Below are 17,783 nucleotides of genomic sequence, written 5' to 3' on the forward strand. Positions count from 1 at the left end.
GCGCTTTTCTTTGAAGCATGGAGGATCAAGAATGGATTTTTTAAAAGAAGGGGAGCGGCTGGACTATTTGCTGGCTGAAGATATGAGAATCATCCAAAGCCCGGCCGTTTTTTCTTTTTCACTGGATGCTGTCCTGCTGGCCCGGTTTGTGTATGTGCCGATTCAAAAAGGCAATCTTATTGATTTGTGCAGTGGAAATGGTGTGATTCCGCTTTTTTTGAGCACAAGAACAAAGGGGGCCATTACAGGCGTCGAAATTCAGGAGCGTCTGCATGATATGGCGGTCAGAAGCATTGAATACAATAAGCTTCAAGACCGGATTAAGATGATTCAGGGGGATATTAAAGAGATCCATCAGGAATTAGGTTATGGAAAATTTGATGTTGTCACCTGCAACCCGCCTTACTTTCCAACACCTTCTAAGGATGAAATCAATGAAAATGAGCATTTGGCGATTGCCCGCCATGAAATTCTGTGTACGCTTGAGGATGCGGTGAAAGCGTCAAGCGGGCTTGCGAGACAGGGAGGCAAGGTGGCATTTGTGCACAGGCCGGGCAGGTTCCTCGACATTGTCACCCTAATGCGCAAGTATAAGCTGGAGCCGAAAAGGGTGCAGTTTGTTTATCCGAAGGTCGGAAAAGAAGCAAACACCCTGCTGATTGAGGCAGTCAAAAACGGCAATCCGGACCTGAAAATCCTGCCTCCTTTATTTGTATATAATGAAGAAAATGAATACACACCCGAAATGAGAGAGATTTTATATGGAGAATAGCCATTTTTTTTACGTTCTCCATTGCCGTGATGGCAGCTTGTATGCAGGTTACACCAATGATCTTGAAAAACGGGTGAAGGTCCATAATGAAGGAAAAGGGGCCAAGTATACCAGAGGAAGAGGACCGGTTGAGCTGGTCTTCTCCCGTTCCTTTTCGGAAAAAGGCGAAGCGATGAGAGCGGAATATGAATTCAAACAATTGTCCCGGAAGAAGAAGGACGAGTTTTTAATGAAAGAGACGGGTGGTACATATGTGGCAGCAAAAAAGCTTTGAGCATGAAGAGACAAAAGGAATTTTATATTTAGTCCCGACTCCAATCGGCAATCTGGAAGACATGAGCTTCAGGGCGGTTAGAATCCTGAAGGAAGCGGACTTTATTGCAGCGGAGGATACGCGCAATACAAAGAAGCTATGCAATCATTTTGAGATTGACACACCCATCATCAGCTATCATGAACATAATAAGGAAATCAGCGGACAGAAGCTGCTTGAAAAAGTGGCCAATGGCGCAAAAATTGCCCTTGTCAGTGATGCAGGGATGCCTGCGATTTCAGACCCGGGCTATGACCTTGTAACAGCGGCTGCTGAAGAAAAGCTGACAGTGGTGCCCCTTCCCGGTGCGAATGCTGCATTAACCGGCCTGATTGCTTCCGGCATCAACACCCAGCCTTTTTATTTCTATGGGTTTTTGAACAGGCAGAAGAAACACAAGAAGCAGGAGCTCGAGGATCTCTCTAGGCAATCGGCAACCGTCATCTTATATGAAGCTCCCCATCGCCTGAAGGAAACCCTCTCACTGATGTCTGTGGTCATGGGCAACAGGAATATTGCGTTATGCCGTGAACTGACGAAGAGATATGAAGAATTTATCCGGGGAACTGTAGAAGAAGTGATGGAATGGGCTTCAAGCGGCGGCGAAGTGAGAGGAGAATTTGTGATTATTATTGAAGGGACTTCCGAAACTGTGCAGGAGGCAGAAGCTGCCTGGTGGGAGAATCATTCGATTGAGGATCATGTCAGACATTATATAGAAGAAACTGGACTCTCGAGCAAGGAAGCCATCAAGCAAACTGCAAAAGATCGGGAATTAAATAAGCGGGATGTTTACCATGCTTATCATATAGAAGAATAAAAAAAGCTTCTCACACAAGTGAGAAGCTTTTGTACATTATTATTTAACAGTTTCAAAAGTGTTTTGAATTTCTTTTAACAGCTGCTCTGCACCGTCACGGCTTAAGATTAGTTTGCCGTTAGCAAGTGTGATATTATCATCAGATACTTCCCCGGTAACGTGGCAAGTCATGTTTGGCTTGTACTTTTTAAGGATGATTCTTTCGTCATCTACGTAGATTTCCAAAGCATCCTTTTCAGCGATTCCAAGTGTGCGTCTTAGTTCAATAGGGATTACTACGCGGCCAAGCTCATCAACTTTACGAACAATACCTGTAGATTTCATAATAAAATTCTCCTCTCAAATCTCCAAAAATATTTTTCTCTATCTATATAGTTTCGTCATTATTCGACAAAATCTTTGTTACATTTATAATACCAGCCATTCCCATATACGTCAATTACTTTATTTTGGAATGGAATAGAAAATTTTAGGAAACTCGATGAAGTGTTGGTATAACTACGATTTTCGAAATAAATGCCATTTTAAACGAAAATATGGAAATGAGCTTCCATAATTTAAGGATATGACTCTTTTCGACATTTCGACAAAATTCTACAAAAACCCATGCTATTACGATAATAATATTCGAAAGGCAGTTTCCGTTTTTAGGGATAGAAACATAAAAAAATTTATTTAAGAAAAATACTGCCAATCCTTTCTGCCTATTGGTTGCACAATTTCAAGTTTTTAGGTATATTTTGATGGTATAAGAGGTTATGCTGACGATATAACTTCTTGTAAAATATTGATATAGCAGGCCCAATAACGGCACGATTTTTTGATTAATACTCTCGTCCAAAAGGGGCGGGATTTTTTAGTATCCATTATGAGACATAGGACACAGCCAAAAACATAGTTGCATATAAATATGCACCGATGTTTTCATACAATAAGGGAGGGAATCTTGTGGAGGACAAATTAAAGACGTTTTATTTAACCACTCCAATTTATTATCCTAGTGGAAATTTACATATAGGGCATGCCTATACAACGGTAGCCGGTGATGCGATGGCGCGCTACAAGCGCATGCGCGGCTTTGATGTTATGTACCTGACGGGAACGGATGAACATGGACAGAAGATCCAGGAGAAGGCAGAAGAAAAAGGGGTAACACCTCAGCAGTACGTGGATGAAATTGTTGCCGGCATTCAGGATCTATGGAAAAAGCTTGATATTTCCTATGATGACTTTATCCGCACGACACAGGACAGACATAAGCAGATCGTTGAAAAAATCTTCGCCCAGCTTGTAGAACAGGGTGATATTTATCTTGGCGAATATGAAGGCTGGTATTGTACGCCTTGCGAGTCTTATTACACAGAACGCCAGCTTGCGGACGGCAACTGCCCTGACTGCGGACGTCCCGTTCATAAAGTAAAGGAAGAATCTTATTTCTTTAAGGTAAGCAAATACGCTGACAGACTTCTGCAATATTATGAAGAAAATCCATCTTTCATACAGCCTGAATCACGCAAAAATGAAATGATCAATAACTTCATTAAACCGGGCCTTGAGGATTTGGCAGTATCCAGAACAACTTTTGACTGGGGAGTAAAAGTGCCGAATAACCCTAAGCATGTGGTGTATGTATGGATTGATGCACTATCCAACTACATTACCGCACTTGGCTATGGAACCGATGATGATTCCAAATATCTGAACTACTGGCCTGCAGATGTTCACCTCGTTGGAAAAGAAATTGTGCGCTTCCATACGATTTACTGGCCAATCATGCTGATGGCTTTGGATGTGCCACTGCCGAAAAAGGTATTTGCCCATGGCTGGCTTTTGATGAAGGACGGCAAAATGTCCAAATCAAAGGGAAATGTAGTGGACCCTGTTACCCTAATTGACCGTTATGGCCTGGATGCACTGCGCTATTACCTGCTTCGCGAAGTGCCATTCGGCGCAGACGGAGTATTTACACCGGAAGGTTTTGTGGAGAGAATCAACTTTGATCTTGCCAACGATTTAGGCAACCTGCTAAACCGTACGATCGCGATGGTGAATAAATACTTTGACGGTGTTATTCCGGCATATACAGGTTCAGAAGGTGAGTTCGACCAGCAGCTGCTGCAAATGAACCGTGAGACGGTTTCCAAATACGAGGAAGCGATGGAAAAAATGGAGTTCTCTGTTGCTTTATCTGCCGTGTGGCAGCTTGTCAGCAGAACGAATAAATATATAGATGAAACACAGCCCTGGACTCTGGCGAAAGAGGAAGAGAAGAGGGAAGAGCTTGCAAGTGTGATGGTTCATCTGGCGGAATCCCTGCGCAGAACGGCAGTGCTTCTGCAGCCATTCCTGACACGCACGCCGAAGGAAATCTTCACGCAGCTTAATGTCAATGAAGAAGCATTAACATCCTGGGAAAGCCTTGAGACATTCGGCCTGATTCCTGAAGGCACAAAGGTATTAAAGGGAGAACCGATTTTCCCTCGCCTGGATATTAAAGAAGAAGTTGAGTTCATTAAAACAAAAATGCAGGGATCTGCTGCTCCTAAAGAAGAAGCAAAGCCCGAAGCAAAAGCAGAGGAAAAGCCGGATAGCGAGGAAATCTCAATCGATGACTTTATGAAGGTCGATTTAAGAGTGGCCCAGGTCATCGAGGCAGAACCGGTGAAAAAAGCTGATAAGCTCCTGAAATTACAGCTGGATCTTGGCTATGAAAAACGCCAGGTCGTTTCCGGAATTGCTAAATTTTATAAGCCGGAAGAGCTGGTCGGCAGAAAAGTCATCTGTGTAACCAATTTAAAGCCTGTTAAACTTCGCGGCGAGCTTTCAGAAGGAATGATTTTAGCAGGAGGAAAAGACGGCGAACTTTCACTTGCCACCATTGCTGAATCTCTTCCACTAGGTGCAAGGGTAAAATAATATTATTTATTTTTCCTGTTAAACATAAAAACATAGAAGTGTTAAGCGTATACCGTAAGCATTTCTATGTTTTTTATTTTTGGAAAAAATTATTCTTGGAAAGTAATTTCTGGCGGTTTTATATAATTGGAACCATTTTGACAGTAAAGTCATTTTGTTACATCACTGACATAATAGTAATAGAAAAATAATATGAAGGAAAAGGAGTTTTTTGATGTTTTTCGACACACACGCACATCTTAATGCCGAACAATATAGCGAAGATTTACAAGAGGTGATTGACCGGGCCCTTAGTGAAGGAATTTCCAACATTGTGGTCGTCGGGTTTGACCGTCCAACCATTGAAAAAGCAATGGAGCTGACTGAGAAATACGATTTCATCTATGCCAGTGTGGGATGGCATCCAGTCGATGCCATTGATATGACAGAGGAAGATTTGGTCTGGATTGAAGAGCTTTCCAGCCATCCAAAAGTGGTGGCACTGGGAGAAATGGGCCTGGATTATTATTGGGACAAGTCCCCGAAGGATATTCAAAAGGAAGTCTTCCGAAAGCAGATCCGTCTGGCGAAAAAAGTGAAGCTTCCCATCGTCATCCATAACCGTGATGCTACAGCCGATATAGTCGAAATCCTCAAGGAAGAAGGAGCGGGAGAAGTGGGCGGAATCATGCATTGCTTCAGCGGCAGCCCGGAAATTGCCCAAGAGTGTGTGGATATGAACTTCTACATTTCCCTTGGCGGTCCAGTGACCTTCAAAAATGCGAAAAAACCAAAGGAAGTAGCCGATGTTATTCCGCTTGAAAAGCTGTTGATTGAAACAGACTGCCCATATTTGACCCCTCATCCGCACAGAGGAAAACGGAATGAGCCCAGCTATGTCAAATTGGTGGCAGAGCAGATTGCAGAAATAAAAGGACTTTCAACAGAAGAAATTGCACAGGCAACCACAGAAAATGCAAAAAAATTATTCGGCATAAACTGATAGCTCATTTTGTCGAAGCCTGTAGGAGCTTGTCCAAATCTTTTCTGATTCTAAAAAGTTCTACATGTCTCCTCCTTCTCATAGGATAACCATGTCGATAAGTCTCTCTTTCCTTTCATCCGGTTTTTTTGCATAATAGGAAATATGTTTACGGAAGTGTTTGCCAATTACTTGAAAAAAGGTGCTGTAATGCACGCCTGCTGATCGAGCGGAGGGCGTTTTCTGCTGGTCGGGATGTGACAGATGGAGGGCAGGAAACCTGAAGTCTTGAGGAAACTTTTTTAAATCGCTCCCGATTGCTGAGCGCCTGGTCAGCGCCTGGTCAGCGGAATATAAAGGATTTCCAAATGCGTGAAAAATTCCTAAAACCAAAAAAGAAGGATTTTTCACCTGGATGTGGAAAAGTATAAATCCAAGGCAAGCATGACCAAAAACAGAGCATTTGCAAGAAGGCATGCATAGAAGGGAACTATCATTCATACATAGAGATAGAGTACAGTTCTAAGAATCCAGGAAAAAAAGCCCAATGCCTGCATTCTTCCAGCCTTTCGGAAGCTGGAAAATTGAAAGAGTTGACAGTCGGCGAGATACTCTATATAATCACTCCGAGAGAAAAGGAGGCGTTTTTCATCGTGATTCAAAACATGAAAAACCTGTTATCCAAGTCTTTGAGTAAAAAGAAATTGGCCATTTTTTCTGCTAGTTTAGTAGTTTTTGCTGCTGCCTGCGGTTTCATTGCATATGAAACAACAAAGAAAACAGTAGCACTGACGATAGACGGCCAAGAGAAAGTCATCAAAACGCATGCAACAACGATTCAAGATATATTCGATGATCTAGATATTTCACTCCGCTCAGAAGATTATGTGTTTCCCTCGGTAAACACAGAGGTTAAGGACAATACAGAAATTGTCTATGAACCGGCTAAACAGGTGAAAGTTGTAACAGATAACGAGAAGAAAACGATTTGGACGGCTGCAAAGACAGTCGGGGACGTTTTAAAAGAACAGAATATTACGCTGACTGAACATGATAAGGTTCAGCCAAAGCCAGAGGATACAGTTAAAAACAACCTGGAAATTCAAGTAGAGAAAGCATTCGCTTTAACGCTTAATAATGGCGGCAAAGAGAAGCAGGTTTGGTCAACTTCGACTACGGTCGCTGACTTTTTATCACAGCAGGGAATCAAGATTAATGATTTAGACCGCGTTGAACCAAAGTTGGAAGAGACAGTCAAAGCCAATGACAAAATAAAAGTCATTCGAGTTGAAAAAGTCACCGATGTAGTGGAAGAACCAATTAATTTCGCAGTTGTAACAAAGAAGGATAACAGCTTGACTAAGGGAACTGAAAAAGTGATGAATGCTGGAAAAAAAGGCCTTAAGGCGAAAGAGTTTGAAGTCGTCCTGGAGAATGGCAAAGAAATTTCCAGAAAGCTGATCAGTGAAAAGCAAGTGAAGGAAAAGCAGGATAAAGTCGTTGCTGTCGGAACAAAGGTGGCTGCAGCAACACAAGTCGTTTCCCGCGGAACAAGCAGCAAGGCAAGCGGTAAAGAAATATATGTATCGTCAACTGCCTATACGGCTAATTGCAGCGGATGCTCAGGCAAAACGGCTACCGGTTTGGACCTGCGTGCCAATCCGGGTGCTAAGGTCATAGCGGTTGATCCAAGTGTCATTCCCCTTGGAACGAAGGTCTATGTGGAAGGCTATGGCTATGCCGTTGCAGCTGATACAGGCGGCGCGATTAAAGGAAACAAAATCGATGTATTCTTCTCCTCCAAATCAGAAGCATACAAGTGGGGAAGAAAAACGGTAAAAATTAAGATACTGAATTAAATTTTGTGATGCAGGGGCTTCCCCTGCATTTTTTATTTCATTGCAGAGAAGGTTAATGGATAACATTTTTCATTTTTAAGCTGGTTCATATATAATAAGAACTATTCTTTATAAATATATTCTTCTTACATCTATTTAGACGAATTACATTACAGAAATGTTTCAAGTTTTTTTCAATTTTTTATATTTTTTTTACGGAATTTTTTTAAACATTGATAACTGTCTAGCCTAAGCAGCCTGCCTCCTCGAGGAGCGGCAAGGCGCTTGCGCTTTTCTTAGGAGGAACCATGAAAATCAAGGAAATTATTGTTGTAGAAGGCAAGGATGATACAGCGGCAATCAGGAGGGCGCTGGATGCCGATACAATTGAAACAAATGGATCTGCCATTAATGGGGTAACCATTGAAAAAATAAAGCTTGCCCAGAAGACCAGAGGGGTCATCGTGTTCACAGACCCGGACTTTCCCGGACAAAAGATCCGGAATACGATCACCAATGAAGTTCCAGGATGCAAGCATGCCTTTATAGAAAAAGCGGACGCCCTCCACAAGCATGGCAGAGGAGTGGGTGTTGAGCATGCATCGCCAGAAATGATCCGCCAGGCACTAAAGGACGCACAGATTATGCAGGAAACCTATGAAGAAACCATTACACAGGAAGACCTGGTCACTGCAGGCCTGATTGGCGGGGAAGGTGCCAAGGAAAGAAGAGAAAAGCTTGGCAGGCTTCTTAAAATCGGCTACACAAACGGCAAGCAGCTTCATAAGCGCTTAATGATGTTTCAGATCAGCCAAAAGGATTTTGCTGAGGCAATCGAAGCTATTCGCAAGGAGGAACAAAATGCATAAAGACATTGCAACGCCAGCGAGAACAAAGGCGATTTTGGATAAATACGGATTTTCTTTTAAGAAAAGCCTGGGACAGAACTTTTTGATCGATACGAATATTCTCCGCAGGATTGTTGATCATGCTGATATAACGGAAGAGTCGGGCGCCATCGAAATCGGCCCGGGAATTGGGGCACTGACCGAACAGCTGGCACGGAGAAGCAAAAAGGTGCTGGCTTTTGAAATTGACCAGCGGCTGCTTCCAATCTTAGAGGAAACCCTATCGCCATATCCCCATGTATCCATCATTAATGAAGACGTATTGAAGGCAGATGTTAAGACGGCGATTGAACGGGAATTTGAAGGCTTTGACGATATAATGGTTGTCGCCAACCTTCCGTATTATGTGACAACCCCGATCATCATGAAGCTGCTCGAGGACAAGCTTCCGATCAGGGGCATTGTCTGTATGCTGCAGAAAGAAGTGGCAGACAGGATCTCGGCCCGTCCAGGCACAAAAGAGTACGGCTCCCTTTCCATTGCTGTCCAGTACTATACAGAGGCTGAAACGGCCATGATCGTGCCGAAGACGGTCTTTGTGCCGCAGCCGAATGTGGATTCTGCCGTCATTAAACTGACAAAGCGCAAACAGCCTGCAGTGGCGGTTAAAAGTGAATCTTTCTTTTTCCGGGTAACAAAAGCAAGCTTTGCCCAAAGGCGCAAGACGCTGCTGAACAACTTAACAAGCCAATTGCCTGAAGGAAAACAGAAGAAGGAACAAATTCTCTCCGCTCTCGAACAAGCGAATGTCGAGCCGGGCAGAAGAGGGGAAACTCTATCCATCGAAGAATTTGCCCGATTGAGCGATGCTCTGCTGCCTCATTTTTCATAAAAGACCAAGCCTGCTGACTATACAGCGGGCTTTTTTTTCGCCCAAACGTCTATCAACCATCCGTCATTTCTACGCACATGTTCATAGTCAAATGCATAATTTATGACATAAATAACAAATCACAAACAAGAGATTAGATGCAGACCGTGTTTACCCTCGGGAAATTGGAGTGACGACATTGACTATAAATACGATGGATATCGTCGGAAGAATTTCGTATCATTGTGATATTCTATTCCGCGTGATTGATATTAGAGAACAGGGCGGAAAAAAAGTTGCCATATTATTCGGAGAGGATATCCGTCTTGTTGCGGATGCTCCCTGTGAGGATTTAATCGTCATCAACCAGGCGCAGCGGATGAAGTTCGAACAGGAGTTCAGATCTCTTGAAGAACAGTCCTTCCAGCTATTCAGGCAGGATGTGGCTCTCTTGAGGGAGAAGCAGGAGTATGAAGTGACAGACGGCTACAGCAAGACGCTTAACTATTTTCAGATACCAGGCAGGGTTCTTCACCTGGATGGTGATCCTTCTTATTTAAAAAAATGCCTGAGTGTGTATGAAAAAATAGGTATTCCTGTAACAGGGATCCATTGCAGCGAAAAGGAAATGCCGATGAAAATCGGACAGCTCATCGATCATTACAGGCCGGATATCCTCGTTGTAACAGGCCATGATGCATATTCAAAGGCAAAGGGGAAAAAATCCGATATCAATGCTTACAGGCACTCCAGGGAATTTGTGCAGGCGGTAAGGGAAGCACGCAAAAAAGTACCGCATCTTGATCAGCTTGTCATTTTTGCCGGAGCATGTCAGTCACATTTCGAATCACTGATCCATGCTGGAGCCAATTTTGCCAGTTCTCCTTCCAGAGTGAATATTCATGCCCTTGACCCTGTATACATTGTGGCGAAAGTCAGCCTTACACCATTTATGGAAAGAATCAATTTATGGGATATCTTAAGAAATACACTGACAGGTGAAAAGGGACTTGGAGGAATTGAAACCCGGGGAGTACTGAGAACAGGAATGCCTTACAATGACGATGAATTAAATGAATCTTAATGTGCAGGCCGTTTTTATTCTATACGGCTTGTTTTTTTATGTTATTTCTAATAAGTTAATTAGCATTTTTCGATAAATTTCGCGTGGGGGTATTCGTCTATTTCCCAGGTAATGAACGGCAAGCATATAAGCTTTCTAAAAACGATACATAATCTTTTCCAATTAAGGCAATCCTAAAATTGTTGAAAATTAGAAGAAAAAGTAGAACAAAACATATTGACATTTAAATTTAAACACTGTTATAATTTATATTTTTGTTTGACAGTATTGTGTCAGTGTGATATACTTAACATAGTGAGGTGGACCGAATGGCAAAAACATTATCAGATATTAAAAAAGCTCTTGATTCAAATCTTGGGAAAAGGCTCCTGCTAAAAGCAAATGGCGGGCGCAGAAAGACCATTGAACGCTCAGGAGTTCTGGCCGAAACGTATCCTTCAGTATTTGTGATTGAGCTAGATCAGGATGAAAATGCATTTGAACGGGTATCTTACAGCTATGCGGATGTTTTAACAGAAACGGTTCAAATTACATTCTATGAAGATACATCAGGACAGGTTGCTTTAAGCTAATAATATATATGACAGCGGGCGGTGAACAAATTGTTTACTGCTTTTTGTTTGCCCTTTTTTCATAAAATAGCAGGACCCTTTCACATACTATACATACCGCAGTGCGAAAGGGGATGTTAATGTTGGCCAGAAGACGCGGCGTTATGTCAGATGGATTAAAAGAAGAAATTGCGAAAGAGCTTGGCTTTTATGATGTGGTCCAAAAGGAAGGCTGGGGCGGCATCCGGGCGAAGGATGCCGGCAATATGGTTAAGCGGGCCATCGAAATCGCACAGCAGAACCTTCTTAACAAATAGCATTCGCACAGAATATGTTTAAGCATTAATATGCACTGCGTCTGCCGAGGCTTATGCCTCGGCATTTCTTCTTTCTAACAGCCATAACCTCTATATTCCAAGACACCTGAGCTTTTATGTTTATTTTGTGGTAAAATAGGACAAAAAATGGAGACGCTCTGTGAGAAAAGCTTTAAGCCGCCGCTTATTGCCGGGTAAAATGAAGTCAATACTGAATGAAGGTATGGCTTTCCCTTCGAAATGAACCGGCAGGGCAAAGCGCTTCGCTTGTGGAGCTGGACAGGAGTCCGATTTAAAGGAAAGAAGTAGGTGGAAATGTTGAAGGTCATGGTGAAGGCGCCTGCTAAAATCAATTTGTCATTGGATGTTTTACATAAACGGAAAGATGGCTATCATGAAGTGGAAATGATAATGACAACGATTGATTTGGCTGACCGCCTGGAATTAACACTTTTAGATAAAGACGAGATCAGAATTATCTCCCATAACCGTTTTGTTCCGGATGATCAGCGGAATTTGGCATATCAGGCTGCACACCTTCTTAAAGAACGGTTTCAAGTAAAAAAAGGTGTAGCCATTACAATAGAAAAAATGATTCCGGTTGCGGCTGGACTTGCCGGCGGCAGCAGTGATGCAGCAGCGGCTCTCAGAGGGCTTAACAAGCTGTGGGGGCTGGGGCTTTCATTAGATGAGCTTGCTGAAATAGGGACGGAAATCGGTTCTGATGTTTCTTTTTGCGTATACGGAGGCACTGCATTAGCTACTGGGCGTGGAGAGAAAATTCAGGAGCTTCCTGCGCCTCCAACCTGCTGGGTCATACTTGCTAAGCCGTTCATCGGCGTATCGACAGCGGATGTATACAGGAGACTGGATGTAGAGCAGGTGCAGCATCCAAATACAAAAGGAATGGTTGAAGCAATCAAATGGGGCTGCTATGAGGATGTCTGCCGGAACATGGGCAATGTTCTCGAGGATGTCACACTGAGTATGCACCCTGAGGTCCTGCAAATAAAAGACCAGATGAAACGATTTGGTGCGGATGCTGTCCTGATGAGCGGCAGCGGTCCAACTGTGTTTGGGCTTGTGCATCATGATTCAAGAATGCATCGGATCTATAATGGCCTTAGAGGGTTTTGTGACCAGGTTTTTGCAGTCAGAATGCTCGGAGAAAGACATAAGCTTGATTAAATCCGTATGTTAATGGTATATTATCGTTAAAACATTCGGATTTAAATGGGGGTTCCACAAATGAAATTTCGCAGAAGCGAACGGTTGATAGATATGACCAATTATTTATTGAACCATCCGCGTCAGTTGGTATCCTTAACTTTCTTTTCAGAAAGGTATGGTTCCGCCAAGTCTTCGATCAGTGAAGATCTCGCCATTATCAAAGAAACTTTTGAGCAAAGAGGAATAGGTACACTGCAGACCGTTTCCGGAGCAGCAGGCGGCGTCAAGTTCCATGTTAAAGTACCTGATGATGAAGCCCGGCCATTTGTAGAGGAGCTTTGCGGCTTGATTGCCAGCCCGGAAAGGCTTCTTCCCGGGGGCTATCTCTATATGACTGACATTCTCGGTGATCCTTTAATTGTCCAGCGTGCAGGACGGCTTTTTGCCTCAGCCTTTGCGGATAAGCCCGTTGATGTGGTTATGACGGTAGCTACAAAAGGAATACCGCTTGCTTATGCTGCCGCCAATTACCTCAACGTGCCCGTTGTGATCGTAAGACGTGACAGCAAGGTGACAGAAGGATCCACGGTAAGCATTAACTATGTGTCAGGATCTGCTAAGAGGATTCAAACCATGGTCCTTTCGAAAAGAAGCCTGGCAGAGGATTCCAATGTCTTAATCATTGACGATTTCATGAAAGCCGGCGGAACGGTTAATGGCATGGTCAGCATGCTGGAAGAATTCAAGGCAAACCTTGCAGGCATTGCAGTCCTGGTTGAGGCAGAAAAGGCAGAAGAACGGCTGGTTGATGAGTACCTTTCTCTAGTACGTCTATCTGATGTGGATGTAAGGGAAAAGAAAATCAATGTAAGTGAAGGCAACTATTTTAAAAAATAATCATATTTTTTAGGGGGAGAATTCATGAAAGTCATTCAAACGAATCAGGCACCGGCAGCAATTGGACCCTATTCTCAGGGGATTATAGTAAATAACCTATTCTATAGCTCAGGGCAAATTCCGCTTACAGCTGAAGGCGTTTTGGTGGATGGGGATGTAAAAGAGCAGACGCATCAGGTATTTAAAAACCTTCAAGCAGTGCTTGAAGAAGCTGGCGCGTCATTAGATACCGTGGTAAAAGCGACAGTATTTATTAAGGACATGAACGAATTTGCAGCTATTAATGAAGTGTATGGGGAATACTTCAGCACCCACAAGCCTGCGCGCTCCTGTGTGGAAGTGGCACGCCTGCCAAAGGATGTCCTAGTGGAAATTGAAGTAGTAGCACTTGTAAAATAAATAACCGCCATTCATTCGCTCGTTCATATGACGGGCGTTTTTTATTTGAAAAAATCTTTGAACAAAATATTCAAAAAATATTTTTTATTAAAGAAGGAGATTCAGGAAATATGTTGAATTTATACAATTAGGATTATATCTTCTCGAAAAGGTGGTGAACAGGATGGAAGTGACAGACGTAAGATTACGCCGCGTTAATACGGATGGACGAATGAGGGCAATTGCATCTATTACGCTTGATCATGAATTTGTTGTTCATGATATTCGTGTGATTGATGGAAATAATGGCTTATTTGTAGCCATGCCGAGCAAACGTACTCCGGATGGGGAGTTTAGAGATATCGCGCACCCAATCAATTCAGGAACGCGCGGTAAAATCCAGGAGGCTGTTTTAGCCGAGTACCACCGCTTAGGTGAATTAGAAGTTGAATTTGAAGAAGCCGGTGCTTCCTAAGAAAATAAATCAACAAGGGCCTACTTCATAAGTAAGGCTCTTTTTTATTTCTGCTGTGAAAAAACCAAGCTCTAAGACCTCCAGCTAATGGCGGTTCTTAGGGCTTTTTTCTATCTTTCCATTACCCTTTCTATAATAAAAATAAACCATTTCTTCAAAAAATACCGTTTATGGTAATGACAATTATTTGTACTTTGTCATCAATTCTTGAAATAAGAGCCCATTTAAGATATATTCGTTATGGATAAAAAGGTTAAATTGGAGGCCTGTAAATGTCTAATCGATACGCGGTTATTTTAGCCGCAGGCCAGGGGACAAGAATGAAGTCAAAGCTTTACAAAGTCCTTCACCCTGTATGCGGCAAACCGATGGTTCAACATGTAGTTGATCAAGTTACAAAGCTTAACATAAAGGAAATTGTCACAATTACTGGACACGGAGCGGAAATGGTAGAGCAGCAGCTTGGCTCAAGCAGCAAATATGCTCTTCAAGAGGAGCAGCTTGGCACTGCTCATGCCGTTATGCAGGCACGTGAAATGCTTGAAGGCAAAGAGGGTGTCACGATCGTAGTCTGCGGAGATACACCGCTCATCAGGCATGAAACAATGGAAGCGCTTTTCAAGCATCATGAAGAGCTTTCTGCCAAAGCGACTATTTTAACAGCTCATGCGGAAAATCCATTCGGATATGGACGCGTGATCCGCAATGACATGGGGATGGTTGAAAAAATCGTTGAACAGAAAGATGCTTCCGAGGAAGAACGCAAGATAAAAGAAATTAATACTGGAACGTATTGCTTTGATAATAAAGCATTATTCGAAGCCTTGAACAAAGTAACAAATGATAATGTGCAGGGCGAGTATTACCTTCCTGATGTAATTGAGATCCTGAAAAATGAAGGGGAGGTCGTTACAGCTTACCAGACGGCTGATTTCGGCGAAACTCTGGGTGTCAATGACCGGGTAGCCTTATCCCAGGCAGAATCATTCATGAAACAGCGGATAAATGAAGAACATATGCGTAACGGCGTGACCATTATTGATCCATCAAACACATATATTGGTTCGGATGTGAAAATTGGTTCAGATACAGTTCTTTACCCTGGAACCATCATTTCCGGAAATACCATCATCGGTGCTGAATGTGTGATCGGACCTCATACGGAGATTTCTGATTGCCATATTGGGGAAGGTACAGTGATCCGCCAATCTGCAGCACATGACAGCCATATCGGTTCAAAAGTGAACATTGGACCGTTTGCTCACATTCGTCCGCAATCAGATATTCATGATGAAGTGAAAATCGGCAACTTTGTTGAAGTGAAGAAATCTGTTTTCGGAAAAGGAAGCAAAGCCTCTCACTTGAGCTATATTGGCGATGCAGAAGTAGGCAAAGGTGTTAACCTGGGCTGCGGCTCAATCACAGTTAATTATGACGGCAAAAATAAGTACCTGACTAAAATCGAAGATGGTGTATTCATTGGATGCAACTCCAATCTCGTGGCACCGGTAACGATTGGGGAAGGTGCATATGTGGCAGCAGGCTCAACGATTACTGAAGATGTGCCGGGAGAAGCTCTTTCCATTGCCCGCGCACGCCAGGTGAACAAAGAAAACTACACGCACAAATTAAACATTAAGAAATAAACCGAACTTTCTATTTGTAAGAAATAAATCGATGGAGGCCCAAAATGTCAAACCAGTATTTAGATCCAAATTTAAAGGTGTTCAGTTTAAATTCAAACCGCAGGCTAGCTGCTGAAATCGCCAATGTGATTGGTGTGGAGCTTGGTAAGTGTTCCGTAACGCGCTTCAGCGACGGCGAAATCCAAATTAACATTGAAGAAAGCATCCGCGGATGCGATGTGTATGTGATTCAGTCAACAAGCTCACCTGTTAATGAGCATTTAATGGAGCTTTTGATCATGATCGATGCTCTTAAGCGTGCATCTGCCAAGACGATCAACATCGTAATGCCTTACTATGGCTATGCCCGTCAGGACCGCAAAGCAAGAGCGCGTGAGCCGATTACTGCTAAGCTTGCAGCAAACCTTTTGGAAACTGCTGGTGCAACCCGTGTGATAACACTTGACCTGCATGCGCCGCAAATTCAAGGATTCTTTGATATTCCTATTGATCATTTAATGGGTGTGCCAATCCTTTCTGATTACTTCAAGAACAAACTGACTGACAGCGACATCGTAATCGTGTCACCGGACCATGGCGGCGTAACACGTGCGCGTAAAATGGCTGATCGCTTAAAAGCGCCGATTGCCATCATTGACAAACGCCGTCCAAGACCAAATGTGGCTGAAGTTATGAACATTGTAGGGAACATCGATGGAAAAACGGCTATCTTAATCGACGATATTATTGATACTGCAGGAACTATTACATTAGCAGCAAATGCCCTGATTGAAAACGGTGCATCAGAAGTTTATGCATGCTGTACACACCCGGTTCTATCAGGACCTGCCATCGAAAGAATTGAAAACTCAACTATTAAAGAATTGGTTATAACAAACTCCATTTCTCTTCCGGAAGAAAAGAAAACAGACAAGATTGTCGAACTATCGGTTGCACCGCTAATCGGTGAAGCGATTATCCGGGTTCATGAAGAGCAATCTGTCAGCACATTGTTTGATTGATCGGCAATAAAATAACTGTCCAGGCTTGCTGCAAAGCAAGCCTGATTTGCTTTTTCTTTCTAAAAAAAATAATAAGGCTTCAAAACAAAAACGTTTAGATTTCCTCATTTTAGGGCATTTTTTTATATAGACAAGACTAATTCTTTAAATGAGGAAGGGGACGTATTTATGACAGCTGTATTGCAGGCAAAAGAAAGAAAAGGTTCACGCAACTCTAACTTAACTTCACTGCGCAAGGAAGGGAATATTCCGGCCGTTGTGTACGGGTCGAAGCTGCAAAGCAAATCCATTTACTTAAGTGAAGCTGACTTTCTGAAAACGATCAAGGAAGTGGGCAGAAACGGCGTATTTTCATTGGATGTGGATGGCAGCAAGCATGATGTGGTACTTAGTGACTACCAATCCAACCCGATTAAAAATGAAATCGTCCATGCAGATTTCATAGCGGTCGATATGAATAAAGAAATGACGGCTGATGTACGCGTCGTCTTGACCGGTGATGCAGCAGGTGTAAAAGATGGAGGCGTTATGCAGCAATCTCTGCATGAAGTTTCAGTCACGGCGACACCGAATAATATTCCATCCACTGTTGAGGTGGATGTAACAAGCCTTCAGGTAAACGAGACTTTGACTGTCGCAGATATCAAAGCAAATCGCGGCTATGAAATAAACAATGAAGAAGATGAGGTTATCGCTTCCATCCTTCCTCCAAGACAGGAAGAAGAAATCAACAGCGGTGAAGAACAGGAAGCGGGCACACCTGAAAATGAAGAAGGCAGAGAAACAACAGCAGACGAAGATAAAACAGGCGAAGAATAAGCTCGGGAGACGCTATTCTTACAGGGGCTTTGCATTATGGCAAGCCCCTGTTTGCTTGGGTTTGAAATGAGCTTGCATGGGCCCGGCTTTGGACAGCCTGGGGCAA

General features: G+C 43.0%; 19 protein-coding genes. 18 read left to right on the forward strand and 1 reads right to left on the reverse strand.

What is annotated here, in order from left to right; translation table 11 throughout:
- The first annotated feature begins 31 nt into the window (after nt 1–31).
- The 3 genes from CHI10_RS20670 to rsmI are packed head-to-tail and all read left to right on the forward strand — an operon-like array spanning nt 32 to nt 1,905.
- Nucleotides 32–772 (forward strand): tRNA1(Val) (adenine(37)-N6)-methyltransferase, encoded by a 741-nt coding sequence (locus tag CHI10_RS20670; protein WP_095246048.1) that lies wholly within the window; start codon nt 32–34, stop codon nt 770–772.
- Nucleotides 762–1,046: a GIY-YIG nuclease family protein gene (locus CHI10_RS20675; protein ID WP_095246033.1), complete on the forward strand. Its 285-nt coding sequence runs from the start codon at nt 762–764 to the stop codon at nt 1,044–1,046. Before CHI10_RS20670 ends, CHI10_RS20675 begins: the two co-directional genes overlap by 11 nt.
- A complete protein-coding gene (gene rsmI, locus CHI10_RS20680) occupies nt 1,024–1,905 on the forward strand; it encodes a 16S rRNA (cytidine(1402)-2'-O)-methyltransferase (protein ID WP_095246034.1) in 882 nt (293 codons plus the stop codon). Before CHI10_RS20675 ends, rsmI begins: the two co-directional genes overlap by 23 nt.
- 39 nt (nt 1,906–1,944) lie before the next feature.
- Here rsmI and CHI10_RS20685 read toward each other — a convergent pair whose 3' ends face one another.
- Complete coding sequence (locus CHI10_RS20685) at nt 1,945–2,229, reverse strand: transition state genes transcriptional regulator AbrB (protein ID WP_095246035.1); 285 nt, start codon at nt 2,227–2,229, stop codon at nt 1,945–1,947.
- 624 nt (nt 2,230–2,853) lie between these two features.
- Between CHI10_RS20685 and metG the strand changes: the two genes are divergently transcribed.
- The 15 genes from metG to CHI10_RS20765 all read left to right on the forward strand — a co-directional run bounded on the left by metG (nt 2,854) and on the right by CHI10_RS20765 (nt 17,677).
- The gene (gene metG, locus CHI10_RS20690) at nt 2,854–4,821 is read left to right on the forward strand and encodes a methionine--tRNA ligase (protein WP_095246036.1); all 1,968 of its coding nucleotides are present in this window, start codon (nt 2,854–2,856) and stop codon (nt 4,819–4,821) included.
- 214 nt (nt 4,822–5,035) lie between these two features.
- Nucleotides 5,036–5,803: a TatD family hydrolase gene (locus tag CHI10_RS20695; RefSeq protein WP_095246037.1), complete on the forward strand. Its 768-nt coding sequence runs from the start codon at nt 5,036–5,038 to the stop codon at nt 5,801–5,803.
- 644 nt (nt 5,804–6,447) lie between these two features.
- Nucleotides 6,448–7,641, forward strand: coding sequence for a G5 and 3D domain-containing protein (locus tag CHI10_RS20705; RefSeq protein WP_095246049.1), 1,194 nt, complete (start codon nt 6,448–6,450; stop codon nt 7,639–7,641).
- A gap of 287 nt (nt 7,642–7,928) precedes the next feature.
- Nucleotides 7,929–8,489 (forward strand): ribonuclease M5, encoded by a 561-nt coding sequence (gene rnmV / locus CHI10_RS20710; RefSeq protein WP_095246039.1) that lies wholly within the window; start codon nt 7,929–7,931, stop codon nt 8,487–8,489.
- Nucleotides 8,482–9,360 carry a 16S rRNA (adenine(1518)-N(6)/adenine(1519)-N(6))-dimethyltransferase RsmA gene (gene rsmA / locus CHI10_RS20715; protein ID WP_095246040.1) on the forward strand — a complete coding sequence of 293 codons (879 nt, stop codon included), beginning with the start codon at nt 8,482–8,484 and terminating at the stop codon, nt 9,358–9,360. The genes rnmV and rsmA overlap by 8 nt, the downstream gene beginning before the upstream one ends.
- Nucleotides 9,361–9,538: 178 nt before the next feature.
- On the forward strand, nt 9,539–10,423 hold the full coding sequence (gene yabG, locus CHI10_RS20720; protein WP_095246041.1) for a sporulation peptidase YabG: 885 nt from the start codon (nt 9,539–9,541) through the stop codon (nt 10,421–10,423).
- A gap of 308 nt (nt 10,424–10,731) precedes the next feature.
- Nucleotides 10,732–10,995, forward strand: coding sequence for a biofilm formation stimulator Veg (gene veg, locus CHI10_RS20725; protein WP_009336667.1), 264 nt, complete (start codon nt 10,732–10,734; stop codon nt 10,993–10,995).
- Nucleotides 10,996–11,117: 122 nt separating this feature from the next.
- On the forward strand, nt 11,118–11,291 hold the full coding sequence (locus tag CHI10_RS20730; protein ID WP_095246050.1) for a small, acid-soluble spore protein, alpha/beta type: 174 nt from the start codon (nt 11,118–11,120) through the stop codon (nt 11,289–11,291).
- Nucleotides 11,292–11,609: 318 nt separating this feature from the next.
- The gene (gene ispE, locus CHI10_RS20735; RefSeq protein WP_095246042.1) at nt 11,610–12,479 is read left to right on the forward strand and encodes a 4-(cytidine 5'-diphospho)-2-C-methyl-D-erythritol kinase; all 870 of its coding nucleotides are present in this window, start codon (nt 11,610–11,612) and stop codon (nt 12,477–12,479) included.
- Nucleotides 12,480–12,539: 60 nt separating this feature from the next.
- Entirely contained in the window at nt 12,540–13,358 is an 819-nt protein-coding gene (purR, locus tag CHI10_RS20740) for a pur operon repressor (RefSeq protein WP_095246043.1), read from the forward strand.
- 24 nt (nt 13,359–13,382) lie between these two features.
- Complete coding sequence (locus CHI10_RS20745; RefSeq protein WP_095246044.1) at nt 13,383–13,757, forward strand: RidA family protein; 375 nt, start codon at nt 13,383–13,385, stop codon at nt 13,755–13,757.
- A gap of 163 nt (nt 13,758–13,920) precedes the next feature.
- Nucleotides 13,921–14,211: a septation regulator SpoVG gene (gene spoVG / locus CHI10_RS20750; protein ID WP_009336662.1), complete on the forward strand. Its 291-nt coding sequence runs from the start codon at nt 13,921–13,923 to the stop codon at nt 14,209–14,211.
- A gap of 272 nt (nt 14,212–14,483) precedes the next feature.
- Nucleotides 14,484–15,857: a bifunctional UDP-N-acetylglucosamine diphosphorylase/glucosamine-1-phosphate N-acetyltransferase GlmU gene (gene glmU / locus CHI10_RS20755; RefSeq protein WP_095246045.1), complete on the forward strand. Its 1,374-nt coding sequence runs from the start codon at nt 14,484–14,486 to the stop codon at nt 15,855–15,857.
- 44 nt (nt 15,858–15,901) lie between these two features.
- A complete protein-coding gene (locus tag CHI10_RS20760) occupies nt 15,902–16,858 on the forward strand; it encodes a ribose-phosphate diphosphokinase (protein WP_095246046.1) in 957 nt (318 codons plus the stop codon).
- Nucleotides 16,859–17,026: 168 nt separating this feature from the next.
- Complete coding sequence (locus tag CHI10_RS20765; protein WP_095246047.1) at nt 17,027–17,677, forward strand: 50S ribosomal protein L25/general stress protein Ctc; 651 nt, start codon at nt 17,027–17,029, stop codon at nt 17,675–17,677.
- Nucleotides 17,678–17,783 lie beyond the last annotated feature (106 nt).

It is taken from the genome of Bacillus sp. 7894-2, assembly GCF_002272225.1.
In the GTDB taxonomy this organism is placed as follows: domain Bacteria; phylum Bacillota; class Bacilli; order Bacillales; family Cytobacillaceae; genus Cytobacillus.